At 66.0% G+C, this 24752-nt stretch carries 26 protein-coding genes; 16 read left to right on the forward strand and 10 right to left on the reverse strand.

Going from position 1 to position 24752, the window contains the following annotated elements:
• Positions 1–48: 48 nt before the first annotated feature.
• Positions 49–1284, reverse strand: a complete 1236-nt coding sequence (locus tag XI09_RS26240) for a penicillin-binding protein activator (protein WP_271569421.1) — start codon at positions 1282–1284, stop codon at positions 49–51.
• A 362-nt stretch (positions 1285–1646) separates the two neighbouring features.
• Here XI09_RS26240 and rsmI point away from each other — a divergent pair, with 362 nt between their 5' ends.
• From rsmI to XI09_RS26275, 7 genes are all read left to right on the forward strand, one after another.
• Positions 1647–2597, forward strand: coding sequence for a 16S rRNA (cytidine(1402)-2'-O)-methyltransferase (gene rsmI / locus XI09_RS26245; RefSeq protein WP_271569422.1), 951 nt, complete (start codon positions 1647–1649; stop codon positions 2595–2597).
• Entirely contained in the window at positions 2584–2985 is a 402-nt protein-coding gene (locus XI09_RS26250; protein WP_271569423.1) for a YraN family protein, read from the forward strand. Before rsmI ends, XI09_RS26250 begins: the two co-directional genes overlap by 14 nt.
• A gap of 10 nt (positions 2986–2995) precedes the next feature.
• Positions 2996–3940 (forward strand): glutathione synthase, encoded by a 945-nt coding sequence (gene gshB / locus XI09_RS26255; RefSeq protein WP_271569424.1) that lies wholly within the window; start codon positions 2996–2998, stop codon positions 3938–3940.
• Positions 3941–4474: 534 nt separating this feature from the next.
• Positions 4475–5287 carry a Flp pilus assembly protein CpaB gene (gene cpaB / locus XI09_RS26260; protein WP_271569425.1) on the forward strand — a complete coding sequence of 271 codons (813 nt, stop codon included), beginning with the start codon at positions 4475–4477 and terminating at the stop codon, positions 5285–5287.
• Between the two features lie 10 nt (positions 5288–5297).
• Positions 5298–6815 carry a type II and III secretion system protein family protein gene (locus XI09_RS26265; protein ID WP_271569426.1) on the forward strand — a complete coding sequence of 506 codons (1518 nt, stop codon included), beginning with the start codon at positions 5298–5300 and terminating at the stop codon, positions 6813–6815.
• Positions 6816–6871: 56 nt separating this feature from the next.
• Positions 6872–7606, forward strand: coding sequence for a CpaD family pilus assembly protein (locus tag XI09_RS26270; RefSeq protein WP_271569427.1), 735 nt, complete (start codon positions 6872–6874; stop codon positions 7604–7606).
• The gene (locus XI09_RS26275; protein ID WP_271569428.1) at positions 7603–8892 is read left to right on the forward strand and encodes an AAA family ATPase; all 1290 of its coding nucleotides are present in this window, start codon (positions 7603–7605) and stop codon (positions 8890–8892) included. The genes XI09_RS26270 and XI09_RS26275 overlap by 4 nt, the downstream gene beginning before the upstream one ends.
• 82 nt (positions 8893–8974) lie before the next feature.
• On the opposite strand, the gene XI09_RS26280 is transcribed toward XI09_RS26275, so the two are convergent.
• Complete coding sequence (locus XI09_RS26280) at positions 8975–9751, reverse strand: tetratricopeptide repeat protein (protein ID WP_271569429.1); 777 nt, start codon at positions 9749–9751, stop codon at positions 8975–8977.
• Between the two features lie 78 nt (positions 9752–9829).
• On the reverse strand, positions 9830–10075 hold the full coding sequence (locus XI09_RS26285) for a PilZ domain-containing protein (RefSeq protein WP_130364001.1): 246 nt from the start codon (positions 10073–10075) through the stop codon (positions 9830–9832).
• A 224-nt stretch (positions 10076–10299) separates the two neighbouring features.
• Between XI09_RS26285 and XI09_RS26290 the strand changes: the two genes are divergently transcribed.
• From XI09_RS26290 to XI09_RS26310, 5 genes are all read left to right on the forward strand, one after another.
• The gene (locus XI09_RS26290; RefSeq protein WP_271569430.1) at positions 10300–11838 is read left to right on the forward strand and encodes a YifB family Mg chelatase-like AAA ATPase; all 1539 of its coding nucleotides are present in this window, start codon (positions 10300–10302) and stop codon (positions 11836–11838) included.
• A 97-nt stretch (positions 11839–11935) separates the two neighbouring features.
• Entirely contained in the window at positions 11936–12403 is a 468-nt protein-coding gene (locus XI09_RS26295) for a hypothetical protein (protein WP_271569431.1), read from the forward strand.
• Positions 12404–12529: 126 nt separating this feature from the next.
• Positions 12530–14755: a PAS domain-containing hybrid sensor histidine kinase/response regulator gene (locus tag XI09_RS26300; RefSeq protein ID WP_271569432.1), complete on the forward strand. Its 2226-nt coding sequence runs from the start codon at positions 12530–12532 to the stop codon at positions 14753–14755.
• A 106-nt stretch (positions 14756–14861) separates the two neighbouring features.
• Positions 14862–15491, forward strand: coding sequence for a histidine phosphatase family protein (locus tag XI09_RS26305; protein WP_271569433.1), 630 nt, complete (start codon positions 14862–14864; stop codon positions 15489–15491).
• 112 nt (positions 15492–15603) lie between these two features.
• The gene (locus XI09_RS26310) at positions 15604–16662 is read left to right on the forward strand and encodes an AI-2E family transporter (RefSeq protein WP_271569434.1); all 1059 of its coding nucleotides are present in this window, start codon (positions 15604–15606) and stop codon (positions 16660–16662) included.
• A gap of 60 nt (positions 16663–16722) precedes the next feature.
• Here XI09_RS26310 and coaA read toward each other — a convergent pair whose 3' ends face one another.
• The 7 genes from coaA to hisB form a co-directional block, all read right to left on the reverse strand.
• Positions 16723–17679, reverse strand: coding sequence for a type I pantothenate kinase (coaA, locus tag XI09_RS26315; protein WP_027543772.1), 957 nt, complete (start codon positions 17677–17679; stop codon positions 16723–16725).
• 84 nt (positions 17680–17763) lie between these two features.
• Entirely contained in the window at positions 17764–18087 is a 324-nt protein-coding gene (locus XI09_RS26320) for a phosphoribosyl-ATP diphosphatase (protein WP_271569488.1), read from the reverse strand.
• 79 nt (positions 18088–18166) lie between these two features.
• Positions 18167–18940 carry an imidazole glycerol phosphate synthase subunit HisF gene (hisF, locus tag XI09_RS26325; protein ID WP_092189207.1) on the reverse strand — a complete coding sequence of 258 codons (774 nt, stop codon included), beginning with the start codon at positions 18938–18940 and terminating at the stop codon, positions 18167–18169.
• A 10-nt stretch (positions 18941–18950) separates the two neighbouring features.
• The gene (gene hisA, locus XI09_RS26330; RefSeq protein WP_271569435.1) at positions 18951–19688 is read right to left on the reverse strand and encodes a 1-(5-phosphoribosyl)-5-[(5-phosphoribosylamino)methylideneamino]imidazole-4-carboxamide isomerase; all 738 of its coding nucleotides are present in this window, start codon (positions 19686–19688) and stop codon (positions 18951–18953) included.
• Positions 19685–20335, reverse strand: a complete 651-nt coding sequence (gene hisH / locus XI09_RS26335; protein ID WP_271569436.1) for an imidazole glycerol phosphate synthase subunit HisH — start codon at positions 20333–20335, stop codon at positions 19685–19687. Before hisH ends, hisA begins: the two co-directional genes overlap by 4 nt.
• Complete coding sequence (locus XI09_RS26340; protein ID WP_271569437.1) at positions 20332–20862, reverse strand: DUF2628 domain-containing protein; 531 nt, start codon at positions 20860–20862, stop codon at positions 20332–20334. Before XI09_RS26340 ends, hisH begins: the two co-directional genes overlap by 4 nt.
• A gap of 65 nt (positions 20863–20927) precedes the next feature.
• On the reverse strand, positions 20928–21521 hold the full coding sequence (gene hisB / locus XI09_RS26345) for an imidazoleglycerol-phosphate dehydratase HisB (RefSeq protein ID WP_212431554.1): 594 nt from the start codon (positions 21519–21521) through the stop codon (positions 20928–20930).
• A gap of 191 nt (positions 21522–21712) precedes the next feature.
• Between hisB and hslV the strand changes: the two genes are divergently transcribed.
• The 4 genes from hslV to hslU are packed head-to-tail and all read left to right on the forward strand — an operon-like array spanning position 21713 to position 24733.
• Entirely contained in the window at positions 21713–22273 is a 561-nt protein-coding gene (gene hslV, locus XI09_RS26350) for an ATP-dependent protease subunit HslV (RefSeq protein ID WP_271569438.1), read from the forward strand.
• Positions 22274–22276: 3 nt separating this feature from the next.
• Entirely contained in the window at positions 22277–22762 is a 486-nt protein-coding gene (locus XI09_RS26355) for a GNAT family N-acetyltransferase (protein ID WP_271569439.1), read from the forward strand.
• Positions 22759–23376 carry a DUF2585 domain-containing protein gene (locus XI09_RS26360; RefSeq protein ID WP_271569440.1) on the forward strand — a complete coding sequence of 206 codons (618 nt, stop codon included), beginning with the start codon at positions 22759–22761 and terminating at the stop codon, positions 23374–23376. Before XI09_RS26355 ends, XI09_RS26360 begins: the two co-directional genes overlap by 4 nt.
• 52 nt (positions 23377–23428) lie before the next feature.
• On the forward strand, positions 23429–24733 hold the full coding sequence (gene hslU, locus XI09_RS26365) for an ATP-dependent protease ATPase subunit HslU (protein ID WP_271569441.1): 1305 nt from the start codon (positions 23429–23431) through the stop codon (positions 24731–24733).
• Positions 24734–24752: the final 19 nt, after the last annotated feature.

Below are 24752 nucleotides of genomic sequence, written 5' to 3' on the forward strand. Positions count from 1 at the left end.
GCACGGCGCAAGTGCGCCTTTGCCCACCCTACGATAGCTACGAAGCCATCACGCCCCAAAACTCTTCGGCGAGCCCGCGACCGCGACGCCGCCGCCGGTCGTCACTTTCATCACCGCGAGGCCACGTTCGTTGGTGCCGTCGGCGCGGAAGCGGAACAGGCCGTCGATGCCGGCAAAGCCGGAGGGGTTGGTGAGCACGTCGGACGAGAAGCGCGTGGTGCCTTGCGTGCGCGCGAGCGCGGCGACGAGGGCGACCGCATCATAGGCGAGCGTTGCGGTACGAATCGGCTCGGCGCCGTATTTGGTGCGGTAGCGGCCGGAGAAAGCGCGGAAGCCGGCCGGATCCGGCGCGGCATAGAGACCGCCTTGCAGGGCCGAGCTCGCATAGACGCGCGGACTGTCCCACAGGCCGGTACCGAGCAGCTGGATGTTGCGCAAATTCGCGCCCGCCGCGGTCATCGCATCCGCCACCGTGACGACGGCGTCGCCGTCATCGGCGATGAACAGCGCATCGGCGCTGCCGAGCTGTTGCGCCACGGTGCGCGCCGGCGTGGCGCGATCGGCACCGTATCTCTCGAACGCGACGATGCGGCCGCCACGCCGCGGCACCGCCGCCTTCACCGCGGCCTCGACCACGTTGCCATAGGCATTGTCGGGCACGAGCACGGCGACGGAGCGCTTTCCGATGCTGGCGGAATATTCGACGATGCGGTTGACGTCGGACTCCGGCAGGAAGCTCAGCAGATAGACGCCGCGGCCGGCGATGCTGGAATCGGTCGAGAACGCGATGACGGAAATGCCGCGCGTGCGCGCGACCTGCGCCACCGCCGGCACCGACTGCGCAAACAGCGGTCCCAGGATGATCTCGGCGCCCTCGTCGACCGCCTGCTGCGCACCTGCCTGCGCGCCTTGCGGGCTGCCATTGTCGTCCTTGATCAGCAGCTGGATGTTCGGATTCTGGAATTCGGCCAGCGCCATCTCGGCGGCGTTGCGCATGGACTGCGCGGCGAGGCCGGCGTTGCCGGCGGCCGAGAGCGGCAGGATCACGGCAACCTTCACCCCGCCGGTGCCGGCGGTCGTGGCCTGTTGCGGCGGGCCGGCCGGCTGAGCCGGGGGCGCGGAGGAGCTGCTGAAGGGATTGGAGAACTGGCTGAGGCTCTGCTGCACGCCGGCGCAGGCCGACAGCAGCGGCGCGCCGAGCAACAGGCCGAGCGCGCTCCGCCGGGTCGCACCCGACGATTGGGGCCCCGGATCGGAAGACGTTGGATGACGCGGGCCCAGCATGGCAGCTTCTCTTCTGACCTGCCGTCGCCAGCCGGTCACACAAACTTGCCGCGACAGAAGCCGCGGATTCAGGCATATTGTCGGCAAATAGTTAACCAAAACAAAAGGATAATGATCGCTTAACGCCGCCGCACATCAATTCCCGGTTAGCTGTTCGCCGTTCGTCACCCAGCATCAAGGCGGCGTTTCCGCCGCGAATATGGCGCTGGCGCTTGATCCCCTCTCGAATGTGATCCCGGATGGATCACATTCCCGTCCTCTTCAACCCTTGCCCCGCCCCTCGCTTGACCTCTTGCCCCGGCACGATCTTTTTCGGAGGACCGGTTCCCAGCCCCGTGGATCATGCCTAAGTTCGTTTCATTATGCGCGCAAAGCCGGCTCCGATAAATACGCCTGAAGGCACAGACGCCGCCCCGCGCGGCTTCTCCATCGATGCCCATCGTCTTGCGGCGCCGAAAGCGGCCGCGGGGCTCTATCTGGTCGCGACCCCGATCGGCAATCTCGGCGACATCACGCTGCGCGCGCTTCAGACGCTCGCCGGCGTCGACGTCATCGCCTGCGAGGACACCCGCATCACGCGGCGCCTGACCGAGCGCTACGACATTTCCGCGCAGCTCAAGCCCTACCACGAGCACAATGCCGAGGCCGCGCGCCCGAAGATCCTGGAGCGGCTTTCACAAGGCGGCTCGGTCGCGCTGGTGTCGGACGCCGGCACGCCGCTGATCTCCGATCCCGGCTTCAAGCTGGTGCGCGAGGTCTGCGCCGCCGGCCATGCCGTCTACGCGCTGCCCGGCCCGTCCTCGGTGCTGGCGGCGCTGTCGGTCGCGGCGCTGCCGACCGACCGCTTCTTCTTCGAGGGCTTTCTGCCGGCGAAATCCGCCGCGCGGCGAAGCCGCCTCACCGAGCTTGCCCGCATCGATGCGACGCTGGTGATGTTCGAATCCGGCAACCGCGTGCAGGACACGCTCGCCGAGCTCGCCGAGATCATGGGGACGCGCGAGGCCGCGATCTGCCGCGAGCTGACGAAGCTGCACGAGGAGATTTCGCGCGCGACGCTGAACGAGCTGGCACGCGAAGCGGATACGCTAGAGACGCGCGGCGAGTTCGTGCTGGTGATCGCGCCGCCTGCGGCAGACGCCGAGATGCTGACATCGGATGCGCTCGACGATCTCCTGCGCGCGCAGCTGGCCACGCACAGCGTCAAGGACGCCGTGGCCCATGCCGTCGAGCTGTCCGGCCGGCCGCGGCGCGAGGTCTATGCCCGCGCACTCGAGCTCGCAAGAGATTTGCGGGGCGGCGATGGCGAAGACTGAGGGCGGAGCGGAACCGAAGGTCCCCTCGCCCGAGCGCGTCGCCGCGTTCCGCACCGGCATCTCGGCCGAGAGCCGCGCCGCCGCCTATCTCATGGCCAAGGGCTATCGCATCCTCGCCAAGCGCTATCGCACCCCGCATGGCGAGATCGACATCGTGGCGCGCCGGCGCAACCTGATCGCCTTCGTCGAGGTCAAGGCCCGCGCGAGCCTGGACGATGCCGCCTTCGCCGTGACGCCGCGCCAGCAGCAGCGCATCATCGACGCCGCGCAAGGCTGGCTCGTAGCGCATCCCGAGCATGCCGAATTCGAATTGCGATTCGACGCCATGCTGATTGCGCCGCGATCACTTCCGCGCCATGTGTTGGCAGCATTCGACGCCTCGACCTGAAAGGCAGACCATGAAACTGAACGTCGCCGTCCAGATGGACCCCATCGCTCGCATCAATATCAAGGGCGATTCCACCTTTGCGCTGCTTCTGGAGGCGCAGAACCGCGGCCACGGCCTGTCCTATTACACGCCCGACAAACTCTCGATGGTCGGCGAGGAGCTGGTCGCGCCGGTGCAGCTGCTGACCGTGCGCGACGAGCCGGGCGATCATTTCACCCTCGGGGAGCCCAAGCGCGAGGCGCTGAACGGCTTCGACGTGGTGCTGCTGCGCCAGGACCCGCCGTTCGACCTCGCCTACATCACCTCGACGCATTTCCTGGAGCGCATCCATCCGAAGACGCTGGTCGTCAACGATCCGGCCTCGGTGCGCAACGCACCGGAAAAGCTGTTCGTGATGAACTTCCCGCAGCTGATGCCGCCGACCCTGATCTCGCGCGACTTGGATGAGATCAACGCGTTCCGGGACAGGCACGGCGCCGTCGTGATGAAGCCGCTGCACGGCCATGGCGGCGCGGCGGTGTTCCGCGTGATGCCGCAGGACATGAATTTCGGCTCGCTGTTCGACATGTTCTCGGTCACGTTCAAGGAGCCTTGGGTGATCCAGCAGTTCATCCCCGAGGTGAAGCACGGCGACAAGCGCATCATCCTGGTCAACGGCGAGTTCGCCGGCGCGGTGAACCGTGTGCCCGCCGCCGACGACCTCCGCTCCAACATGGTGCGCGGCGGCGCGGCGCAGGAGACCGAGCTCACCCCGCGCGAACGCGAGATCTGTGCCACCCTCGGCCCGGCGCTGCGTGAGCGCGGCCTCCTGTTCGTCGGCATCGACGTCATCAACGGCAACCTCACCGAGATCAACGTGACCTCGCCAACGGGCATCCGCGCCATCGCGCGGCTCGGCGGCCCGGACGTCGCGGCGAAGGTCTGGGACACGATCGAGCAGAAGCGGGGGAAGTAAGGCGCCTGTCGCTTCGTGGCCTGGATTGCGCTGCGCTCCATCCGGGCCACACACTCAGGAGTCCCGCGACGCCAATCCATCACCGTCACCCTGAGGTGCGAGCTTAGCGGCGCAATTGCGCTGCTGGGCGAGCCTCGAAGGGCGACGGCCCGGCTGCATCCCGGCCGTGCATCCTTCGAGGCTCACCTTGCGATGCGTAGCATCGCAAGGTGAGCACCTCAGGATGACGGACCACCAGCGTTGTCGCGGATACAGCGACACGCTGCCATGACGGCATGGCTTCAAACCACCATCACTAACCACCCGTTCACCATGACGCCGCGCGCATCGTTCGGACGAACGTCTCGTACTGCGTGAATCTACGGGGCCGCTGGCCGACCGAATAACGCGCCGTTCACCATCTGCCCAGAACTCGGGCCGTGGCCGGTCATCGCATTCGGCCTCGCAACACCCCTTATACTTTTACTCCCTACTCATCGACACAGGGGAACCCGCCACGTGCGGTTCGAGTGCCCCGCGTAAGAGTAGAGGCGTATGAATACCGCACGCATTGTCGTTCTCGTCATCGCGCTGGGCGCCGGCGGCGTCGCTGCGTATCTGGCGAGCGGTTATGACAGCAAGCCCGCGCCCGTTCAGCCCGTCGCCGAGAACCTGCCGACGGTCGAGATCCTGGTCGCGAAGAACGACATCGGGCTCGGCCAGTATGTGAAGCCGGAGGACCTGCAATGGCAGGTATGGCCGGCGGCGACTGCGAGCGGCGCCTTCATCCGCCGCGACAGCAGGCCCGAAGCGCAGAACCAGATCGTCGGCTCGATCGCGCGCGTGCCGTTGATGCAGGGCGAGCCGATCCGCGAGCAGAAGCTGGTCAAGGCCGAAGGCTCCGGCTTCATGGCCGCGATACTGCCGTCGGGCATGCGCGCCGTTTCCACCGAGATTTCAGCCGAGACCGGCGCCGGCGGCTTCATCCTGCCGAACGACCGCGTCGACATCGTCCTGACCCGCCGCCTGAAGAATCCCGACCCCAACGGCACGACCGGCGGCAACGACCTCATCCTGTCCGAGGTCATCCTGAGCAACATCCGCGTGCTCGCGATCGACCAGGCGCCGAAGGAAAAGGACGGACAGAACGCCGTGCTCGGCAAGACCGTCACGCTCGAGCTCAAGCCGGATCAGGTCGCAACGCTCGCCGCGGCGCGCCAGGGCGGCACGCTCCAGCTTGCGCTGCGGAGCATCGTCGATGCCAACGCAACCGAGCTCACGGCCGAGGACGTGGCGATCAAGCGTTCCGGCGGCGTCAACGTGATCCGCTACGGCGTACAGGTGCGACAACAGACGTCACAGAAGTGATGGGGACACAATGAACTACGGGGATGATCGGGCGGGCTTGCGCATTCGGGGGAATCGCGCACGCACGTTCTGGGTGGGGGCGATGTTGACGCTGGGGCTGCTCGCAGCGCCTAGCCTGGTCAGCGCCGCCGAAACGCCGGTCGGCGACCAGGCGCCGATGCAGGCGCCGGATCTCGGCGTGGCGTCGGTCGGGACGATCGCGCCGGCGAAGACGCGTTTCCTGTCGCTCGGCGTCGGCAAGTCGGTCGTCATCGACCTGCCCCGCGATGTCAAGGATGTGCTGGTGGCCGATCCCAAGATCGCCAACGCGGTGATCCGCTCGGCCCAGCGCGCCTATATCATCGGCGGCCAGGTCGGCCAGACCAACGTCGTGTTCTTCACCGCCGACGGCCAGCAGGTCGCCGCCTACGACATCGCTGTGAAGCGCGACCTCAACGGCATGCGTGCCGCGCTGCGCCAGTCGTTGCCGGGCGTGCAGATTGAAGGCGTCGGCGACAGCGTGATGCTGACCGGCTCGGTGTCGAGCCCGGTCGAGGCGCAGCAGGCCGGCGACGTCGCCGCCAAGCTGGTCGGCGGCTCCGACAAGGTGGTCAACAACATCGTGGTGCGCGGCCGCGACCAGGTGATGCTCAAGGTCGTCGTCGGCGAAGTGCGCCGCGACATCGTCAAGCAATTGGGCGTCGATCTCAGCGCCAGCCTGAATGCCGGCACCGCGGTCGTGAACTTCAACAATTCCAACCCGTTCTCGGTCTCTGGCGGCCCGCTCGTCAGCAGCAACGGGCTCGGTCTTACCGGACTGGCAAAAGGCGTGGCCACCGTCAACGCAACGATGCGCGCGATGGAAAGCGCCGGCGTGATGCGGACGCTGGCCGAGCCGAGCCTGACGGCGATCTCCGGCGAGTCCGCCACTTTCATTGCCGGCGGCGAATTCCCGATCCCTGCGGGCTATTCCTGCGATCCGGTCACTCACGTCTGTACCACCCAGATCACCTACAAGAAATTCGGCATCTCCCTGAACTTCACGCCGGTCGTGTTGAGCGAGGGACGTATCAGCCTGCGCGTGATGACCGAAGTCTCGGAGCTGTCGAATCAGAACGCCATCTCTGTGACGCAGGCGGTGTCCGCGGGCCAGACCAGCTCGATCACCATCCCCTCGATCCAGACCCGCCGCGCCGAGACCACGCTCGAAATTCCCTCGGGCGGCTCGATGGCGATGGCCGGCCTGATCCAGCAGCAGACCAAGCAGGCGATCAACGGCCTGCCCGGCGTCGACCAGGTGCCAATCATCGGCGCGCTGTTCCGCAGCCAGGACTTCGTCAACAACGAGACCGAGCTGATGGTGATCGTGACGCCCTATGTGGTGCGCGCGGTCGCCCAGAAGGAATTGTCGCGGCCCGACGACGGCTTCGCGCCGGCCTCGGACGCGCAGACGGCGCTGCTCGGCCGCATGAACCGCCTCTATGGCATCGCGCGCCGCGTCGATCCGATTGACGGCGCCCGCGGCGATTTCGGCTTCATCATCGACTGAGACCGACGGACGGCTTGGGGAACGGGGCAAGGATCGGGGCAAGAGGGGATCAAGCGATGACGAAGACCATGGCCGATCGACGTCGCGGCTTAAGCGTCGCGCTGGTGCTGACGGGGCTCTCCGTCATGCTGGGTGCGTGCAACACCACGGGCGAGATCGTCACCCAGACGGTGCCGACCGATTACCGCCAGCGCCATCCGATCGCGGTGCAGGAGGCCAAGAAGTCGATCGTGATTTTCGTCGGCAAGGCGAGAGGCGGCCTCTCGGCCGCACAGCACGCCGACGTCGCGGGCATCGCCCGGGACTGGGTGCGCGAAGGCACCGGCTCCGTCGTCGTCGACGTGCCGATCGACGCCGCGAATTCGCGTTCCGCCGCGGCGACCTATCGGGAAATCCGTTCCGTGCTCGCATCCGGCGGCGTGCCGTCGCGTGCCATCGTCCAGCATCCCTATCGGCCCGAGGATCCCGGACTGCTGCCCACCATCCGCCTGAGCTATTCCCGCATCGCCGCGGTCGCCGGCCCCTGCGGGCTGTGGCCCGAAGACATCGGTCCGTCCATCCTCGACCCCGGCTACAACGAGAACCAGCCGTACTTCAATCTGGGCTGCGCCAGCCAGCGCAATCTCGCGGCGATGATCGACAATCCCGCCGACCTCGAGCAGCCGCGAGCCGAAACGCCGGTCTATACCGCACGTCGCGACATCGCCTTCGAACGCTATCGCAAGGGCACGCCGGTCGCGACTCCCAACCCCGAGGCCGACAAGGCCAAGCTCAGCGACACAGGCAGATGACGAGCGTCAACGACGAAGAAGCGGACCATCCGCGGCACCCCGAGGAGCATATTGCGCCGGTTCCTCGCATTTCCGTGCAAGCCTTTTGCGAGACCGACCAGACGCTCGCCGCAGTGACGGCGGCCGGGCAGGATCGCCGGCTCGCCAAGGCACATCTCACCGCCAAGGAAGGCGGCCTCGCCGCGGCGATCGAAGTCTATGAATCGATGCCGACGCCGAACGTGATCGTGATCGAATCCGACGGCACGCGCGACATCCTGGAGGGCCTGGACGATCTCGCCGGCGTCTGCGATCCCGGCACCCGCGTGGTCGTGATCGGCAACCCCAACGACACGGCGCCCTATCGCGAGCTGGTGCGCCGCGGCGTCAACGACTATGTGGTGGGACCGGTCGAAACGCTCGACGTGGTCCGTTCGATCTGCAGCCTGTTCTCGGCGTCCGAAGCCATCATCACCGGCCGCGTCATCGCGGTGGTCGGCGCCAAGGGCGGCGTCGGCGCGTCCACCGTCGCGCACAATGTGGCCTGGACCATCGCTCGCGACCTCGCGCTCGATTCCGTCGTGATCGACCTCGACCTCGCCTTCGGCACCGCGAGCCTCGACTACAACCAGGACCCGGTGCAGGGCATCGCCAACGCGGTGCTGTCGCAGGACCGGCCCGACACGGCGCTGATGGAGCGCCTGCTCGCCAAATGCACCGAGCGCCTCAGCCTCTTGGCCGCGCCTGCCACCCTCGACCGGGTCTACGATTTCGGCGCGGAAGCCTTCGACGCGGTGTTCGACACGCTGCGCATGACCACGCCCTGCATCGTGCTCGACGTCCCCCATCAATGGTCGGGCTGGACGCGGCGCGCGCTGATCAACGCCGATGACATCGTGATCGTGGCCGAGCCCGATCTCGCCAACTTGCGCAACACCAAGAACATGCTGAACGTGCTGAAGGCGGCGCGGCCGAACGACCGGCCGCCGCTGTACTGCATCAACCAGGTCGGCATGCACAAGCGCGCGGAGATCGACGTCAAGTCGTTCGCCAAGACCATGGAGAGCCAGCCGATCGCGGTGATCCCGTTCGATTCGAAGCTGTTCTCGACCGCGGCCAATAACGGCCAGATGATCGCGGAGGTCTCCAAGAGCCACCGCACCACCGAGCTGTTCCAGAACATGGCGAACCGCCTCGCCGGGCGCGGCGAGGTGAAGAAGCCGAAGCGCTCGCTGCTCGCACCGCTCCTGAAGAAGCTGAAGGGCCGATCGGGCCGCGCATCCGCCCCGCATCGCAAGGCGTCATAAGCGCCAGAGCGTTTTCGAGCGAAGCGGATGCCGGTTCGCGTCAGGAAAACGCGTCAGGACAGGAATTCAGGCGGACGGCGGGCTACTTGTCCGCCCGCTGCTGCTGCTTCTTCGCCAGCAGCTGGCGTAGCGCCGTGACCTTCGCCGCGGCCTGGTCCGGCGGCAAATCTGCCTTCACGAGGATTTCAGCCTCGGCCTCGCGGCCCTGCAATCCCAGCACGAGCGCGAGATTGGCACGGACCCGCGCATCGTTCTGATTGCGCTGATAGGCGCGGCCGAGCACCTGTTCGGCCTTCGGCAGATTGTTTTGCAGCACGTAGGACAGGCCGAGATTGGACAGAACCTGCGGCTCGTCCGGCACGATCTTCAGCGCGGTCGCGTAGTATTGCTGCGCCTCTTCGTTGCGGCCGAGCTGGTCGAGCGCCGCGCCTTGCGCCGACAGGATACGCCAGTCCGGATCCTCGGGCGAATGCGCGCGGCTCAGAACGTCGAAAGCCTGCTGGAAATTGCCGTTGTCGGCGAGCGCGCGGCCGTAGCCGGCGAGCAGCGCCTTGTTGCTGGGATGGCCGAGCACGGCCTGCTCGAGCACCGCGACCGCCTGGGCGCGCTGCCCGGTCTCGCGCAGCGCCTTGCCGTATTCGAGCGCGATGTTGGGATCGCTGGGCTTGGCGCGATAACGCTCGCGCAACGCATCCATGTCCGGCTTGGCGTCGGCCTTGCTCGCGGCGTCCGACTTGCCGCCGAGCGCGCCGGTGATGTCCTCGATGCCGGTGGTCTGGCAGCCGCCGAGGGCAAGGATCAGAAGCGCGGAAAACAGATATCTCGCCGGGCGAGAGGCACGGGACAAACGCTTGGGCATACTCTGATCACTCGGCGACTGATCAGAGATGCTTACCGATTAACGCTAAATTCCCGTTAAGGAAGTCAGCCCCGCAGCCTAATCGGTGAACTCGGCACCGAATTCGCAGCCGATGCGCCAGCGCAGCCGGCACTGGCGGGAATAGTCGGGTGCGAAGATGATGGTGAATTGCGGCGGCACTTCCAGAAATTCCGCCACCACTTTCACGCCCCCGTCCGAGATATCCGTGATTGTGCAATCCCGCGGCAGCGAGCCCGCGCCAAAATGGATCTTGGCGAGCCGGCTGCATACCCGACGTTCGCTTCTCCGGCGATTTACCAGCATTTGCTTGTTCACTTGTTAGATCACGGCCCATCCCGCAGCCCTAGAAGTAGCGGACATTCGTTGGAATGTGCTGAGGACTGCCGCTCGCATTCGAGACGTAGTGTTCGCGTCTCGTTTACGATTGGTTAGGGCTTGGGCGGCGCTAGATATGTTCCCGTATTGTTCTTGCGGAGGGTGGCCGGCTCTGCTACCCTCGATTGTGCAAGAGGGCAGGTTGGTTCGGCATGGTTCAACGGGTTTCTACCGTCGCCTTTGAGGGGATCGAGGCCCGCGCGGTCGACGTGCAGGTGCAGGTCGCGCCGGGCCTGCCGGCCTTTGCCATCGTCGGCCTGCCGGACAAGGCGGTGTCCGAGGCGCGGGAGCGGGTCCGCTCGGCGCTGATCGCTTCAGGCCTGGCGCTGCCGGCGCGGCGGATCATCGTCAATCTGGCGCCGGCCGACCTGCCGAAGGAAGGCAGCCATTACGACCTGCCGATCGCACTCGGGCTGATGGCGGCGATCGGCGCCATTCCGCCGGATGCGCTGACCGGCTTCACCGTTCTCGGCGAGCTCGGTCTCGACGGCTCGATCGCGCCGGTGGCCGGCGTTCTTCCCGCCGCGATCGGCGCCAATGTGCGCGAGGAAGGCCTGATCTGTCCGGCCGCCTGCGGCTCGGAAGCGGCCTGGGCGAGCCCGGACATCCAGATCATCGCCGCACAATCGCTGATCCAGATCGCCAATCACTTCAAGGGCACGCAGGTGCTGTCGCGGCCCTCGCCCAGGGTGCACGAGGCCGCCGCCTCGCCGCTCGACCTGCGCGACATCAAGGGCCAGGAAAGCGCCAAGCGGGCGCTGGAGATCGCGGCCGCCGGCGGACATCACCTGTTGATGATTGGCGCGCCCGGCGCCGGCAAGTCGATGCTGGCGGCGCGCCTGCCCTCGATCCTGCCGCCACTGTCGCCGGGCGAGCTGCTCGAGGTCTCGATGATCGCCTCCGTTGCCGGCGAGATCGAGGGCGGCGCGCTGACGTCGCGGCGCCCGTTCCGCTCGCCGCATCATTCCGCCAGCATGGCCGCACTCACCGGCGGCGGCATGCGCGCCAAGCCCGGCGAGATCTCGCTGGCGCATCAGGGCGTGCTGTTCCTCGACGAGCTTCCGGAGTTCGATCCGCGCGTTCTGGATTCGCTGCGCCAGCCGCTGGAGAACGGCGAGGTCTCGGTGTCCCGCGCCAATCATCGCGTCACCTACCCTGCCCGCTTCATGCTGGTCGCGGCGATGAATCCCTGCCGCTGCGGCAACGCGTTCGAACCCGGCTATGCCTGCAAGCGCGGCCGCATCGATCGCTGCACCGGCGACTACCAGGCGCGCATCTCAGGGCCCTTGATGGACCGCATCGACCTGCGCATCGAGGTTCCGGCGGTGACCGCAGCCGACCTGATCCTGCCGCCGCCGGCGGAAGGATCAGCCGAGGTCGCCGCACGCGTCGCGGCGGCGCGCGACATCCAGCTTGCGCGCTACGCGGCGATCGGCCTGCCGCGGGTCCGCACCAATGCCGAGGCACCGGCCTCGGTGCTGGAAGACATCGCCAAGCCCGACGCGCAGGGCGCCAAGCTGCTGCGCGACGCCGCCGAGACCATGCGGCTGTCGGCGCGCGGCTATCACCGCGTGCTGCGGGTGGCGCGCACGCTCGCCGACCTCGATGGCGCCGACAAGATCGGCCGGCTGCATCTCGCCGAAGCGCTGTCCTACCGCGCACTCGCAGAGGATGTGCGCCAGATGGCGTGATCACTCCGCGCATCAACCCGGCGGTAACGAGTTTCCTTTACGCTCTGCAAACCATAAGGCTCACAAGTTCCCGTACGGGCCTGGCGAGTAGAGTGTCATGTTGCGTTTCAAGATCCTGGCCTCGGTCGTTCCCCTGTTGGCGGCTGCGGTGTTTGCCCGCAGCGAGATCGGATCGGTCTCGCATCCCTGCATCGCCCTGGGCGAAACCTCCGTCGAGCTGACATCGCTGTTCTGGACCGCCGGCGTCCATGTCGCCTTCACCGACGATCCGACGCGGGCCACGGTCAGGGTTCAGATCACCGACGATGCGGACGGTGCGGACTTCGCGGTGGTGGACGACGGTCTCGGCTCCGAGCCGGACTCCTGCCAGGCCAGTCCGCAGACCCGGCTCATCACGATTGCCGCGCAGCCGGTCGACGGCGGGCCGGTGATCTACCTCTCCACCGACGGCCCGGCCGATTACCGCATCTATGTGCGCTCGAAGACGTTCTCGCAGCGCGAGGCGGCGGCGCTGATCGTCGGCGCCCACGACGGTCACCGCCCGTTCCAGGCCGCCTCGCTTTAAGACGTTAACACCTCGTCAACCCTGTTTGGAGGCGGCGCCAAAGCCTCAAGCTGTTTGCAAGGTCGGCGGGACATCGTCGCACGCGGCGAGTACGGGGTTCTAAGACAAGAGTCGGGGTCGGTGGCGATGGGTCGGACGTTCCGGATCAAGGTGCGCATGCGCCGCTTCAGGCGGCAGCATCCGAGAATTGCCTTCGCGATCCGCTCCTTCATGATCTTCTCGGCGACGTTCGGCGGCGCTTATGGCTTCGTCTCCGGCAGCCGCTCGGAGAACTCCGGCTACGATCCCAATGCCTTTGCGATCGGCGCGAGCTTCCTGTTCGCGCTCGCCTGCCTTGGCCTGGCCACGCTCAGCATGCGGCTGCGCTTCGTCAACAAGCGGCTGCGCAAGCTCGCCGCTCACAACGAGGCGCTGATCGACCGCAATTGGGAGCTGAAGGAAGCCGAGGAGCGCGCCCGCAGCCTGTTCGAACAGCAGGGCGACCTGATCGTGCTGCGCGACACAAACGGCCGTATCACCTTTGCCAACGACGCCTATTGCGCGCTTGCGGGGCAGGCGCGCGCCGCACTGGTCGGCACGCGCTTCGATTTCGACGTGCTGGAGCAGGGCGACAATGCCCGCGAAAGCAATGGCACGCGCGTTCATGATCAGAAGATCGCAACCCCGATCGGCGCGCGCTGGATCGCCTGGCGCGAGGGTTATGTCCGCCTCGATGCCGGCCAGCCGGCCGAGTTGCAGAGTGTGGGACGCGACGTCACCGACCGCACCGAGACCGAGCGCGCATTGTCCGACGCCCGCGACCAGGCCGATGCCGCCAACCGCGCCAAATCGCGCTTCCTCGCGATGGCCTCGCACGAGATCCGCACGCCGCTCAACGGCATCATCGGCATGGGCGGCCTCTTGCTCGACACCACGCTGACGCCGGAGCAGGCGACCTACGCGAAGGCCGTGAAAACCTCCGGCGAAGCGCTGATGGCGCTGATCGAGGAGATGCTCGATTATTCCAAGATCGAGGCCGGCAAGCTCGACCTCGAGCAACGCCCCTTCGCGCTCTCGCCCCTGATCGAGGAGATCACCGAGCTGCTCGCGCCGCGCGCGCAGGCGAAGGCGCTCGAGATCGCCGCCTATGTCGACGAGCGCCTGCCGCTCGAGGTGGTCGGCGATGCCGCGCGGCTGCGCCAGGTGCTGCTCAACCTCGCCGGCAACGCCATCAAGTTCACCGCGAGCGGCGGCGTGGCACTGATCGTCGAGCCCGGCATCTGGCCGAGCGAGATCAGCTTCCTCGTCCGCGACACCGGCATCGGCATCGCAGCCGAAGCGCAGCAACGCATCTTCCGCGAATTCGAGCAGGCCGACGAGCGCGTCGCCCGCACCTATGGCGGCACCGGCCTCGGCCTTGCCATCAGCGAACGCATCGTCAAGCGCATGGGCGGCCGGATCACACTCACGAGCGAACCGGGCAGGGGCGCGACCTTCGAGGTCGCGGTGCCGCTCGCGCCATCGCAAGGAGGCGCGGGGCAGACCGCGTTCCCGAGTCCCGACCTCACGGGCAAGTCGATCCTCCTGATTGCCGAGGGCATCGAGGCTTCGCTGATCGCGCGGCGCCTGGAGCGCTGGGGCAGCCAGACCTGCCTGGTGACTGACGCCACTGTCGCGGAAGCGCTGCTGCCGGAACGCTCATGGCACGCGGTGCTGGTCGATCGCGCGATCGGCCCCGCAATTGCCGATCGGCTGGGCGAAGTGGCCCGCGTCCATGCGCCGCAACGGCTGGTGCTGCTGACGTCGAGCTCGCGCCATGAAAAGCTGTCGACGGCCTTCACCGGCTTTCTGGTGAAGCCGCTGCGGGCGGCCTCGCTCGCGGCACGCCTCGCGCTGACGCCGCAGGTCGCATCGCCCGAGCTCGCGCCGGAGCCGCCGGCCGACTCCACGAGCGCGACACCGGCAAAGGGGCTTTCCATCCTCGTTGCGGAAGACAACGAGATCAACGCGCTGCTGATGCGTTCGCTGCTGACGAAACTCGGCCATCGCGTCGTCATCGCCGTCCATGGCGAGGCCGCGCTGGAATCCTGGCTGGCAGCCAGCTCGGCCGGCACGCCTTATGATCTCGTGCTGATGGACATCCAGATGCCTCAGCTCGACGGCATCGAGGCGACCAAGCGCATCCGCGCGCACGAGGCCGCCACCGGCGGTCATCACACCCCGATCCTCGCGCTCACCGCCAACACGCTGGTGGAAGATCGCTACGCCTGCTTCGAGGCGGGCATGAACGGGTTTTTGATCAAGCCGCTCGACCGCGACAAGCTGGACGAAGCGCTGGCGGGACTGGCGGCGTCACGGCAACTGGCGGTCTGATCCAGAATTTCACGGGAACCTCATCTCGGCCGCAATCGATAATTGAAATCGACCGCGTTGCGCGTCACCATCCTCGGGGGGGCATTTGCGATAGAGGATTTCGAGCATGAACTTGCTTTGCCGCCTCGCAGTCGCTGTCCTTTTTGCTGGACTCTCCGGATCCGCCGCAGGCGACACGCCGGAGCTGATCTCATCGCTCAAGCAAGGCGGCTACGTCCTGGTCTTTCGGCACACCGCGACCGACGACAGCCAAAAGGACGTCTATCCCTTCAGGTTCGACGACATGAGCGCCCAGCGTCAGCTCAGTGAAAAGGGCAGGGACATGGCACGCCAGATCGGGACGGCGATCAAGGAGCTCGCGATCCCGATCGGCGATGTCTACACCAGCCGGCTGAACCGCGCGATCGAGACCGGCAAGCTGATCTCCGGCCGCGAGGTCAAGCCGGTCGATGCGTTGACGGACAGCAGCAACGCCAGCGCGGCGGGAATGGCAAACCCGACCGGTGCAAATGCAAAGGCCGGACAGGCCGTGCGACAGCTCGTCGATGCGCCGCCGAAGGCGGGCACCAACGTCTTCCTGGTCACCCACAAGACGAATATCGCCGATGCCTTTGGCAAGGACGCCGGCGACGTGCAGGAGGGCGAAGCTTTCGTCTACAAGACCAGCGGCTCCGACCCCGCGGTCTTTGCGGGGCGCATCAAGCCTGCGGACTGGAGTGCGAAGGCCGGCAGGTGACAGACCGCATCCAACCCGGCGGCCGGCGCGACGAGACGGGCGTGACTTGCCGCCCCGCCACAGTCCTGTGATACCAACGTCCCGTGAGGAGCGACTGAAAGGCCGGCGACACGTGAGAACATCGGAAGACCGCTCATTCCTCGTCTTGCTTGCGGCAATCTCCGTCGCGTTCGGCTGGCTGCTTTGGCCGTTCTCCGGCGCATTGTTGTGGGCCACGCTGCTGGCGATCATCTTCGCGCCACTCTATCGACTTTGCCTGGAAACGTTCCCGGAATGGCGCAACCTTGCCGCACTTTCCACCGTCCTCGTCGTGGTCGTCATGGTCTTGATCCCCGTGGCCGTCGTGATCGCCTCGCTCATCGACCAGGGAGGGGAGCTGTATCAGCGCGTTCAGACCGGGGAGATCAGTTTCGCTCATCCCCTGCAGCAACTGAAATCCGCGCTGCCTGACTGGGCGGTTTCCGTCTCGGACCGTCTGGCCGGCATTGATCTTTCGGCCCTGAAAGAACGCCTCTCGAGCCTGGTCGTCCCGGCCGGCCAGCAACTGGCCGGGCACGCGATCAACATCGGTCAGTTGACAGTGGAGTTCGTCGCAAGCTTGCTCGTGATGCTATACTTGCTGTTCTTTTTCCTGCGCGACGGCGACGAGCTGAATCTACGCATCCGCGACGCACTCCCGCTGCGTAGGAGCCACACCGCCGCGATTCTGGATGCGTTCACCCTCTCGGTTCGCGGGACGATCAAAGGGATCATACTGGTTGCCCTGATCCAGGGCGCGCTTGGCGGGCTGATCTTCTGGCTGCTCGGCCTGACTGCACCGCTGCTGGCGGGCGCCCTCATGGCGCTGCTCTCGCTTCTGCCTGTGCTTGGCTCCGCCCTGGTCTGGGTTCCGGTCGGCCTCTACCTGCTCGTGGCAGGCGCAGTCACGAAGGGAATGATCCTGCTCGCTTTCGGCACCTTCGTGATCGGTCTTGCCGACAACTTTCTCCGCCCTGTCCTGGTCGGCCAGTCGATCCGAATGCCAAGCTACGTTGTGCTGCTCGCCACCCTGGGCGGCCTTGCGACTTTCGGCGCGAACGGCTTCGTCATTGGCCCGCTCGTCGCCGCCATGTTTCTGACCGCGTGGCACATCTTCGTCGGCTCGAAAGAGCGACAGGAGGTCCGGAATTGACGCCGTTACGCGGCGTGACGGTCAACCATGGAGCCCTCGCGCTTCCGAAGGCCGGCGCGCTTAAAGCCGCCTGAGCGCCACGCTCTCCACCACGTGGTCGGGGCCCTTCTTCAAGATCAGTGTCGCGCGGGGGCGGGTCGGCAGGATGTTGTCCTCGAGATTGGCGAGGTTGGTGCGCTCCCAGATCGCGATCGCGGTGGCGGTGGCTTCCTCGTCGGACAGCAGCGCGTAGCGGTTGAAGTAGGATTTGGGATTGGTGAACGCGGTGTCGCGCAGCGCCAGGAAGCGCTTGATGTACCAGCGCCGCAGCGCCGCCTCGTCGGCATCGATATAGACCGAGAAATCGAAGAAGTCGGAGACGACGGGCACCGCCTTGCCGTCGCGCGGCAGCTTGCCGGTTTGCAGCACGTTGACGCCCTCGACGATCAGGATGTCGGGCTGGTCGATCTCGACCCACTGGTTCGGCACGATGTCGTAGGTCAGATGCGAATAGACCGGCGCGCGGACGTGGCGGCGGCCGGCCTTGATGTCGGAGAGGAAGCCGAGCAGCAGCGGCAGGTCGTAGCTCTCCGGAAAACCCTTCTTCTGCATGATGCCCTGCCGGTCGAGCACGGCATTCGGGTACAGAAAACCGTCGGTCGTGATCAGATCCACCTTCGGGCGCGGCGACCAGCGCGCCAGCAGCGCCTGGAGCACGCGGGCGGTGGTTGATTTTCCGACCGCGACCGAACCGGCGACGCCGATGATGTAGGGCATCTTGCGGTCGCGGATGTTGAGGAACTGGCGCTCCGCGTAATACAGGCGCTGCATCGCATCGACATAGATCGACAGCAGGCGCGACAGCGGCAGGTAGATGTCCTCGACCTCCTGCAAATCGAGGCGATCGTGCAGCGAGCGCAGCCGGTCGAACTCGCCCGGCTCCAGCGTCATCGGCGTGTCGTCGCGCAACCGCGCCCATTGCTCGCGCGTATAGACGCGGTACGGATTATACTGCTGCTCGGGTGCGCGGATATCCATGACGCCGCCTTTCCGTTGCTCTAGAGCTTGATCCGGAAAAGTGTGAAGCGGTTTTCCGAAAAGATCATGCTCAAACAATAACCCTCAATCGCTCTTGCGCGACGCCTTTTCTTCCAACCCTGACATCGAGGTTCGCTTGCCGAGCGCGGCCTCGACCTCTTCCAGCTTTATGCCGCGTGCCTTCAAAAGCACAAGGAAATGATAGAGCAGATCGGCACCCTCGGCGATCAGATGCGCGCGATCGTTTTCGACTGCTGCGATTACGGTTTCGACTGCTTCCTCACCGAACTTCTTGGCGCAATGCTCAGCGCCCTTGTCCAGGAGCTTGCGGGTATAGGAGCCCTCGCCGCCGGCCGCCGCGCGGGCGTCGATGGTCTCGGCCAGATCGTGGATCGTGAAACGCGGCATCGGAATTACTCGAAAAACACATAAGGCCACGGCGGCCATTCCCCGCCGGCTTGTGTAGCATTTCTAGGAGCGGGAGTCGTCAGGCATCGAGGCGCATGGGCAGGCCGCGCCGCGCCATGTGCTCCTTGGCCTCGCGGATGGTGAATTCCCCGAAATGGAAGATCGAGGCCGCCAGCACCGCCGTGGCGTGCCCGTCGCGGATACCGTCGACGAGGTGGTCGAGATTGCCGACGCCGCCCGAGGCGATCACGGGAACGGGAATGCTGTCGGCGATCGCCCGGGTCAGCGGGATGTCGAACCCCTGCCTTGTGCCGTCGCGGTCCATCGAGGTCAGCAGGATTTCACCGGCGCCGAGCGAGACCACCTCCTGGGCATATTCGATGGCGTCGATGCCGGTCGAGTTGCGGCCGCCATGGGTGAAGATCTCCCAGCGGTCGCCGCCCGGGCGCTTGACCCGCTTGGCGTCGATCGCGACCACCACGCACTGCTCGCCGAACTTTTCGGCCGCCTCCTTGACGAACTCGCGCCGCGACACCGCGGCGCTGTTGATCGAGACCTTGTCCGCGCCGGCGCGCAGCAACGTCTTGATATCGTCAACCTCGCGCACGCCGCCGCCGACGGTCACAGGCATGAAGCAGGCCTCCGCCGTGCGCCGGACCACGTCGAGCATGATGCCGCGGTTCTCATGGGTCGCGGTGATGTCAAGGAAAGTGAGCTCGTCGGCGCCGGCGGCGTCATAGGCGATCGCGGCTTCGACGGGATCGCCGGCATCGCGCAGATCGACGAAATTGACGCCCTTGACGACTCTTCCGTCCTTGACGTCGAGGCAGGGGATCACGCGCACCTTGAACATCTGATGTCTCCTAGGCGGCGCGCGCGTTGCGGATCAGGGTGAGGGCGGCGGCAGGATCGAGCCGGCCGTCGTACAGCGCACGGCCTGCGATCGCGCCGGCGAGCCTCGATGCGCGCGGAGTCAGCATCGCCTTGACGTCCTCGATCGAGGCGAGGCCGCCGGAGGCAATCACGGGAATCGAAATGGCGTCGGCCAGCGCAATGGTCGCATCGAGGTTCAGGCCCTTGAGCAGGCCGTCGCGCGCGATGTCGGTGAAGATGATGGCGGCAACGCCGGCATCCTCGAAGCGCTGTGCGATCTCCAGCACCGTCACCTGCGAGGTTTCCGCCCAGCCCTCGACCGCGACCTTGCCGTCGCGGGCGTCTAACCCGACCGCGACGCGGCCGGGGAATTTCTTCGCAGCCGCCTTCACCAGTTCGGGGTCGCGCACCGCGGCGGTGCCGATGATGACGCGGGTGATGCCCTTTTCGAGCCAGGCTTCGACGGTGGCGAGGTCACGAATGCCGCCGCCGAGCTGCACCGGGATCTTGATCGTCTTCAGCATCGCCTCGACGGCCTGCGCATTCACCGGCTTGCCGGCAAAGGCGCCGTCGAGGTCGACGACGTGGAGATACTCAAAGCCCTGCTCGGCAAAGCTCTGCGCCTGCGCCGCGGGATTGAGATTGAACACGGTCGCGCGCGCCATGTCGCCTTGCTCGAGGCGCACGCATTGGCCGTCCTTGAGGTCAACGGCGGGAAAGAGAATCACGGCTTCCATCGCAAAAAGTTCGAGATCAGGGCGAGCCCAAAACGCTGGCTCTTCTCGGGGTGGAATTGCGTGCCGATGGCGGTGTCCTTGGCGACGATCGCGGTGACAGGTCCGCCGTAATCGGCGCGCGCGAGCACGTCCGCCTCATTGGCGGCGTTGAGGTGGTAGGAGTGCACGAAATAGGCGTGCTGGCCCTTGGGGCCGAGCGGCAGCTTGTTCAGCACCGGATGCTCGCGCAGCACGTCGAGCGTGTTCCAGCCCATATGCGGGATCTTCAGGCTTTCGTCGCGCGGCGTGATCTTCTCAACGTCGCCGGCGATCCAGTTCAGGCCCTGCGTGATGACATGCTCCTTGCCGCGGGTGGCGAACAGCTGCATGCCGACGCAGATGCCGAACATCGGCCGCGCCTTGACGCGCACCGCTTCGGTGATCGCCTCGACCATGCCGTTGACGGCGTCCAGCCCGCGCCGGCAATCGGCGAAGGCGCCGACGCCCGGCAGCACCAGGCGATCGGCGCTGTAGGCCTGGTCCGGATCGCTGGTGACGAAGACCTTTTGCGGGTTCTCCAGGCTGCGCGCGGCGCGTTCGAAGGCTTTCGCGGCGGAATGCAGATTGCCGGAACCGTAATCGATGATGGCGATGCTCATCTTGACCCTCCCGGTTCTGGAAACAATCCGATGATGCCGCCGGCCGGAAGCGGCGGCGGGTTCGAAAATTGCTGACCCGGCGTGTTGCGGGTCGGCGGCGGGCCACCGCGATCGACAGCCCATTGATCGTTGACGATGCCGTGCTGCTTCTGGCTCCAGCGCTCGAAGAAGCGGCGCTCGGCGGTGTCATCGTCGTCGGCGACGACGATATCGAGCAGCCGCCACTTGCCGCGCGACAGCGTCCAGCGGCGCAGGCTGGAGGCCTCAAAGCCCATCAGCAGCGCAACGATGATATCGGCGAAGAAGATCGCGCTGCGTCCGATGCCGAGGCTGGACAGTCCGGCATTGAACGCGGCGACGAAGACCAGCCAGCCGATCAGCACCAGCCACAGCCGGTTCCACAACAGCCAGAACGGGCCGAAGATCATCGCCCAGAAATGGAAGCCGTCGCGCACGAAGACGAACTTGTCGGTCGCGCGCAGATCGGCTCCGCCAGGGAAAGGAGCATGAACTGTGTAGACAGGCATGGTGATGCCCCGTTCTCAAGAATTCAGTGATGCCGCCGGCAGCATTTGCCACCGAAACGGAGATGTCAGCCGCCGAGCGAGCCCTTGGTGGACGGGATTTCGCCCACCGCCTTCGGATCGATCGCAACCGCCGCCCGCAGCGCCCGCGCCAGACCCTTGAAGCAGGACTCGGCGATATGATGGCTGTTATCGCCATATAGGGTCTCGACGTGGAGAGTCACGCCGGCGTTCATGGCGAAGGCCTGGAACCATTCGCGCACCAGCTCGGTGTCGAACTCGCCGATCTTGTCGCGGGGGAAGTCGACCTTGAACACCAGGACCGGGCGGCCCGAGATGTCGATCACGACGCGCGACAGCGTCTCGTCCATGGGCATGTGCACGCCGGCATAGCGGGTGATGCCCGCCATGGTGCCGAGCGCCTGCTTGACCGCCTGGCCGAGCGCGATGCCGGTGTCTTCGGTGGTATGGTGATGATCAATGTGCAGGTCGCCGACCGCCTTGACCGTGAGGTCGATGCGGGAATGGCGGGCGAGGAGATCGAGCATATGGTCGAAAAAGCCGATGCCGGTCGCGATATTGGACACGCCGGTGCCATCGAGGTTCACGGTGACCTCGATGTCGGTTTCCTTGGTCTTGCGCTTGATCGTCGCGGTGCGCATCAAAACTAGCTTTCATCCTAGTTCGGGGGCCGAAAACGGGGGTCTTTTAACAGCCCCATGACGCCTTCGCTACTGCGGGAACGGCTGGCCGGGCCTCTACTTCTGCCTATGGTGAGCGAAATTGGGCCCGGAGCGGCCCGTTGTGCCCTCGCCCCCGACCGCCTAAATCAGGTCGGACAATGAGGTACTTCATGCAGGATTCCCAGAACAGATCGCCGGGCTGGCACGGCACCACGATCTTGACGGTCCGCAAGGGCGGCAAGGTGGTGGTCGGCGGCGACGGCCAGGTCTCGATCGGCCAGACCGTGATCAAGTCCAACGCCAAGAAGGTCCGCAAGCTCGGCAAGGGCGACGTCATCGGCGGCTTTGCCGGCGCCACCGCCGACGCCTTCACGCTCTTTGAGCGGTTGGAAGCCAAACTCGAGCAATATCCGGGGCAGTTGACCCGGGCCGCGGTCGAGCTCGCCAAGGACTGGCGCACCGACCGTTACCTGCGGCGGCTGGAGGCCATGATGATCGTGGCCGACAAGGACGTCTCCCTGGTGCTGACCGGCACCGGCGACGTGCTCGAGCCCGAGGCCGGCGTGATGGCGATCGGCTCCGGCGGTAACTATGCACTGGCGGCTGCGCGGGCCCTGCTCGACACCGACAAGGACGCCGAGACCATCGTCCGCCGCTCCCTCGACATCGCCGCCGACATCTGCGTCTACACCAACCGCAATGTGACCATCGAAAGCCTGGCGACCGGCTAGGCCATGACGCCCGCCTACGCCTTCCGCCCGATGACCGCGGCTGACCTGCCGCGGATCCGGCGATGGCTGGGCGAGGCGCATGTGCGGGAATGGTGGGGCGATCCGGGCGAGCAGCTTGCGCTGGTGAGCGGCGACCTCGATGAGCCGGCGATGGACCAGTTCATCGTGTTGGCCGGCGACAAGCCATTCGGCTATCTTCAGTGCTACCGCCTGACCGCCTGGAATACGGGCTTCGGGTCGCAACCGGAGGGCACGCGTGGGATCGATCAGTTCATCGGCGAAAGCGACATGATCGCGCGCGGCCACGGCTCGGCCTTCATCCGCCAATTCGTCGACGAGCAGCTGCGGCACGGCCTGCCGCGCATGGTCACCGATCCAGACCCGCTCAATCTGCGAGCCCTGCGCGCCTACGAGAAGGCGGGCTTCGTCCGCGACCGCATGGTCGAGACGCCCGACGGGCCGGCACTGTTGATGGTGCGCGAGCCATGACACTGACCAGCGCGCACGAAAGCAAAGCCGCGGTGCCAGCATTCGCCTGGGTCGGCATCGCGCTGCTGCTGCTGGCGCTGCAGGCCTCGATCCTGTTCGCGATGGGCCGGGTGCCGATCTGCACCTGCGGTTACGTCAAGCTGTGGCATGGCGTGGTGAACAGCTCGGAGAACTCCCAGCACATCGCCGACTGGTACAGCTTCTCGCACGTCCTTCACGGCTTCCTGTTCTACGGATTGACCTTTCTGCTGTTCGCGCGCCTGCCGTTGCTGCCTCTGTCGTGGCCGGCACGGCTGATCGTCGCCATGCTGATCGAAGGCGCCTGGGAGATCGTCGAGAACTCGCCATTCATCATCGAGCGCTACCGCGCCGGCACGATCTCGCTCGACTATTTTGGCGACAGCATCGTCAATTCGGTGTCGGACACGCTGTTCATGGTGCTGGGGTTCCTTACCGCACGCGTGCTGCCTGGCACGGCGACCGTCCTGCTCGGGTTCGCCTTCGAGATCATGCTGGCGCTCCACATTCGCGACAATCTGACGCTGAATATTCTGATGCTGGTCCATCCGATCGAGGCCGTGAAGCAGTGGCAATCGGGGCCACCGATCATCTGACGGCTGAAAAAGCGACTTGTCCCGGCCCGCATCTGACCCTAGCTAAGGTCCCATGACAGACTTCTCTCCCCGCGAAATCGTTTCCGAACTCGACCGTTTCATCGTCGGCCAGGCCGATGCCAAGCGCGCCGTCTCGATCGCGCTGCGCAATCGCTGGCGCCGGCAGCAGCTCGACGGCTCCTTGCGCGAGGAGGTGCTGCCGAAGAACATCCTGATGATCGGGCCGACCGGCGTCGGCAAGACGGAAATCGCGCGGCGATTGGCAAAACTCGCCAATGCGCCGTTCCTGAAGGTCGAGGCGACGAAATTCACCGAGGTCGGCTATGTCGGCCGCGACGTCGAGCAGATCGTGCGCGATCTCGTCGAGGTCGCGATCGCCCAGGTGCGCGAGCGCAAACGCAAGGACGTACAGGCGCGCGCCCAGCTCGCCGCCGAGGAGCGCGTGCTCGACGCGCTGGTCGGCGCCAATGCCAGCGCGGCGACGCGGGAATCCTTCCGCAAGAAGCTGCGTGCGGGCGAACTGAACGACAAGGAAATCGAGGTCGAGACGCAGTCGTCAGGCGGCGGCATGCCGATGTTCGAGATTCCGGGCATGCCGGGCGCGCAGATGGGCGCGATCTCGATCGGCGACATCTTCGGCAAGCTGGGCGGCCGCAGCAAGACGCGACGGCTGACGGTGGAAAGCTCGCACGAGATCCTCGTCAACGAGGAATCCGACAAGCTGCTGGACACCGAGCAGCTGACGCTGGAAGCGATCAGCGCGGTCGAGAACAACGGCATCGTGTTCCTGGACGAGATCGACAAGATCTGCGCCCGCGACGGCCGCGTCGGCGGCGACGTCTCACGCGAGGGCGTGCAGCGCGACCTGCTGCCGCTGATCGAGGGCACCACGGTCTCGACCAAGCACGGCGCGGTGAAGACCGACCACATCCTGTTCATCGCCTCTGGCGCCTTCCATGTCGCCAAGCCGTCGGACCTGTTGCCTGAGTTGCAGGGCCGCCTGCCGATCCGCGTCGAATTGCAGGCGCTGACCCGCAACGACATGCGGCGCATCCTGACCGAGCCCGAGGCCTCGCTGATCAAGCAATATGTTGCACTGCTGCACACCGAGGGCGTGACGCTCGACATCACCGACAACGCCATCGATGCGCTGGCCGACGTCGCGGTCGCCGTCAATTCCACCGTCGAGAACATCGGCGCACGGCGGCTCCAGACCGTGATGGAGCGGGTGCTGGACGAGATCTCCTTCAGCGCGCCCGATCGGAGCGGCGAGACCATCCGGATCGATGCGGACTACGTGCAGAAGCACGTCGGCGACCTCGCCAAGAACGCGGACCTCAGCCGGTTCATTTTGTAATTCGGCCGGGGTCAGCTAT

The organism is Bradyrhizobium sp. CCBAU 11386 (assembly GCF_028128955.1).
GTDB lineage: Bacteria > Pseudomonadota > Alphaproteobacteria > Rhizobiales > Xanthobacteraceae > Bradyrhizobium.

What these genes read in the sequence shown, in the direction of transcription:
- XI09_RS26355 (WP_271569439.1), top strand. Translation starts at nt 22,277, where the DNA reads ATGACGCCCGCCTACGCCTTCCGCCCGATGACCGCGGCTGACCTGCCG.
- XI09_RS26290 (WP_271569430.1), top strand. Translation starts at nt 10,300, where the DNA reads ATGGTTCAACGGGTTTCTACCGTCGCCTTTGAGGGGATCGAGGCCCGC.
- XI09_RS26280 (WP_271569429.1), bottom strand. Translation starts at nt 9,751, where the DNA reads ATGCCCAAGCGTTTGTCCCGTGCCTCTCGCCCGGCGAGATATCTGTTT.
- cpaB (WP_271569425.1), top strand. Translation starts at nt 4,475, where the DNA reads ATGAATACCGCACGCATTGTCGTTCTCGTCATCGCGCTGGGCGCCGGC.
- XI09_RS26320 (WP_271569488.1), bottom strand. Translation starts at nt 18,087, where the DNA reads ATGCCGCGTTTCACGATCCACGATCTGGCCGAGACCATCGACGCCCGC.
- XI09_RS26275 (WP_271569428.1), top strand. Translation starts at nt 7,603, where the DNA reads ATGACGAGCGTCAACGACGAAGAAGCGGACCATCCGCGGCACCCCGAG.
- XI09_RS26285 (WP_130364001.1), bottom strand. Translation starts at nt 10,075, where the DNA reads ATGCTGGTAAATCGCCGGAGAAGCGAACGTCGGGTATGCAGCCGGCTC.
- XI09_RS26265 (WP_271569426.1), top strand. Translation starts at nt 5,298, where the DNA reads ATGAACTACGGGGATGATCGGGCGGGCTTGCGCATTCGGGGGAATCGC.
- XI09_RS26360 (WP_271569440.1), top strand. Translation starts at nt 22,759, where the DNA reads ATGACACTGACCAGCGCGCACGAAAGCAAAGCCGCGGTGCCAGCATTC.
- hisH (WP_271569436.1), bottom strand. Translation starts at nt 20,335, where the DNA reads ATGAGCATCGCCATCATCGATTACGGTTCCGGCAATCTGCATTCCGCC.
- hisB (WP_212431554.1), bottom strand. Translation starts at nt 21,521, where the DNA reads ATGCGCACCGCGACGATCAAGCGCAAGACCAAGGAAACCGACATCGAG.
- XI09_RS26340 (WP_271569437.1), bottom strand. Translation starts at nt 20,862, where the DNA reads ATGCCTGTCTACACAGTTCATGCTCCTTTCCCTGGCGGAGCCGATCTG.
- rsmI (WP_271569422.1), top strand. Translation starts at nt 1,647, where the DNA reads ATGCGCGCAAAGCCGGCTCCGATAAATACGCCTGAAGGCACAGACGCC.
- XI09_RS26270 (WP_271569427.1), top strand. Translation starts at nt 6,872, where the DNA reads ATGACGAAGACCATGGCCGATCGACGTCGCGGCTTAAGCGTCGCGCTG.
- XI09_RS26305 (WP_271569433.1), top strand. Translation starts at nt 14,862, where the DNA reads ATGAACTTGCTTTGCCGCCTCGCAGTCGCTGTCCTTTTTGCTGGACTC.
- gshB (WP_271569424.1), top strand. Translation starts at nt 2,996, where the DNA reads ATGAAACTGAACGTCGCCGTCCAGATGGACCCCATCGCTCGCATCAAT.
- coaA (WP_027543772.1), bottom strand. Translation starts at nt 17,679, where the DNA reads ATGGATATCCGCGCACCCGAGCAGCAGTATAATCCGTACCGCGTCTAT.
- XI09_RS26250 (WP_271569423.1), top strand. Translation starts at nt 2,584, where the DNA reads ATGGCGAAGACTGAGGGCGGAGCGGAACCGAAGGTCCCCTCGCCCGAG.
- hisF (WP_092189207.1), bottom strand. Translation starts at nt 18,940, where the DNA reads ATGTTCAAGGTGCGCGTGATCCCCTGCCTCGACGTCAAGGACGGAAGA.
- XI09_RS26300 (WP_271569432.1), top strand. Translation starts at nt 12,530, where the DNA reads ATGGGTCGGACGTTCCGGATCAAGGTGCGCATGCGCCGCTTCAGGCGG.
- hslV (WP_271569438.1), top strand. Translation starts at nt 21,713, where the DNA reads ATGCAGGATTCCCAGAACAGATCGCCGGGCTGGCACGGCACCACGATC.
- XI09_RS26240 (WP_271569421.1), bottom strand. Translation starts at nt 1,284, where the DNA reads ATGCTGGGCCCGCGTCATCCAACGTCTTCCGATCCGGGGCCCCAATCG.
- XI09_RS26295 (WP_271569431.1), top strand. Translation starts at nt 11,936, where the DNA reads ATGTTGCGTTTCAAGATCCTGGCCTCGGTCGTTCCCCTGTTGGCGGCT.
- hslU (WP_271569441.1), top strand. Translation starts at nt 23,429, where the DNA reads ATGACAGACTTCTCTCCCCGCGAAATCGTTTCCGAACTCGACCGTTTC.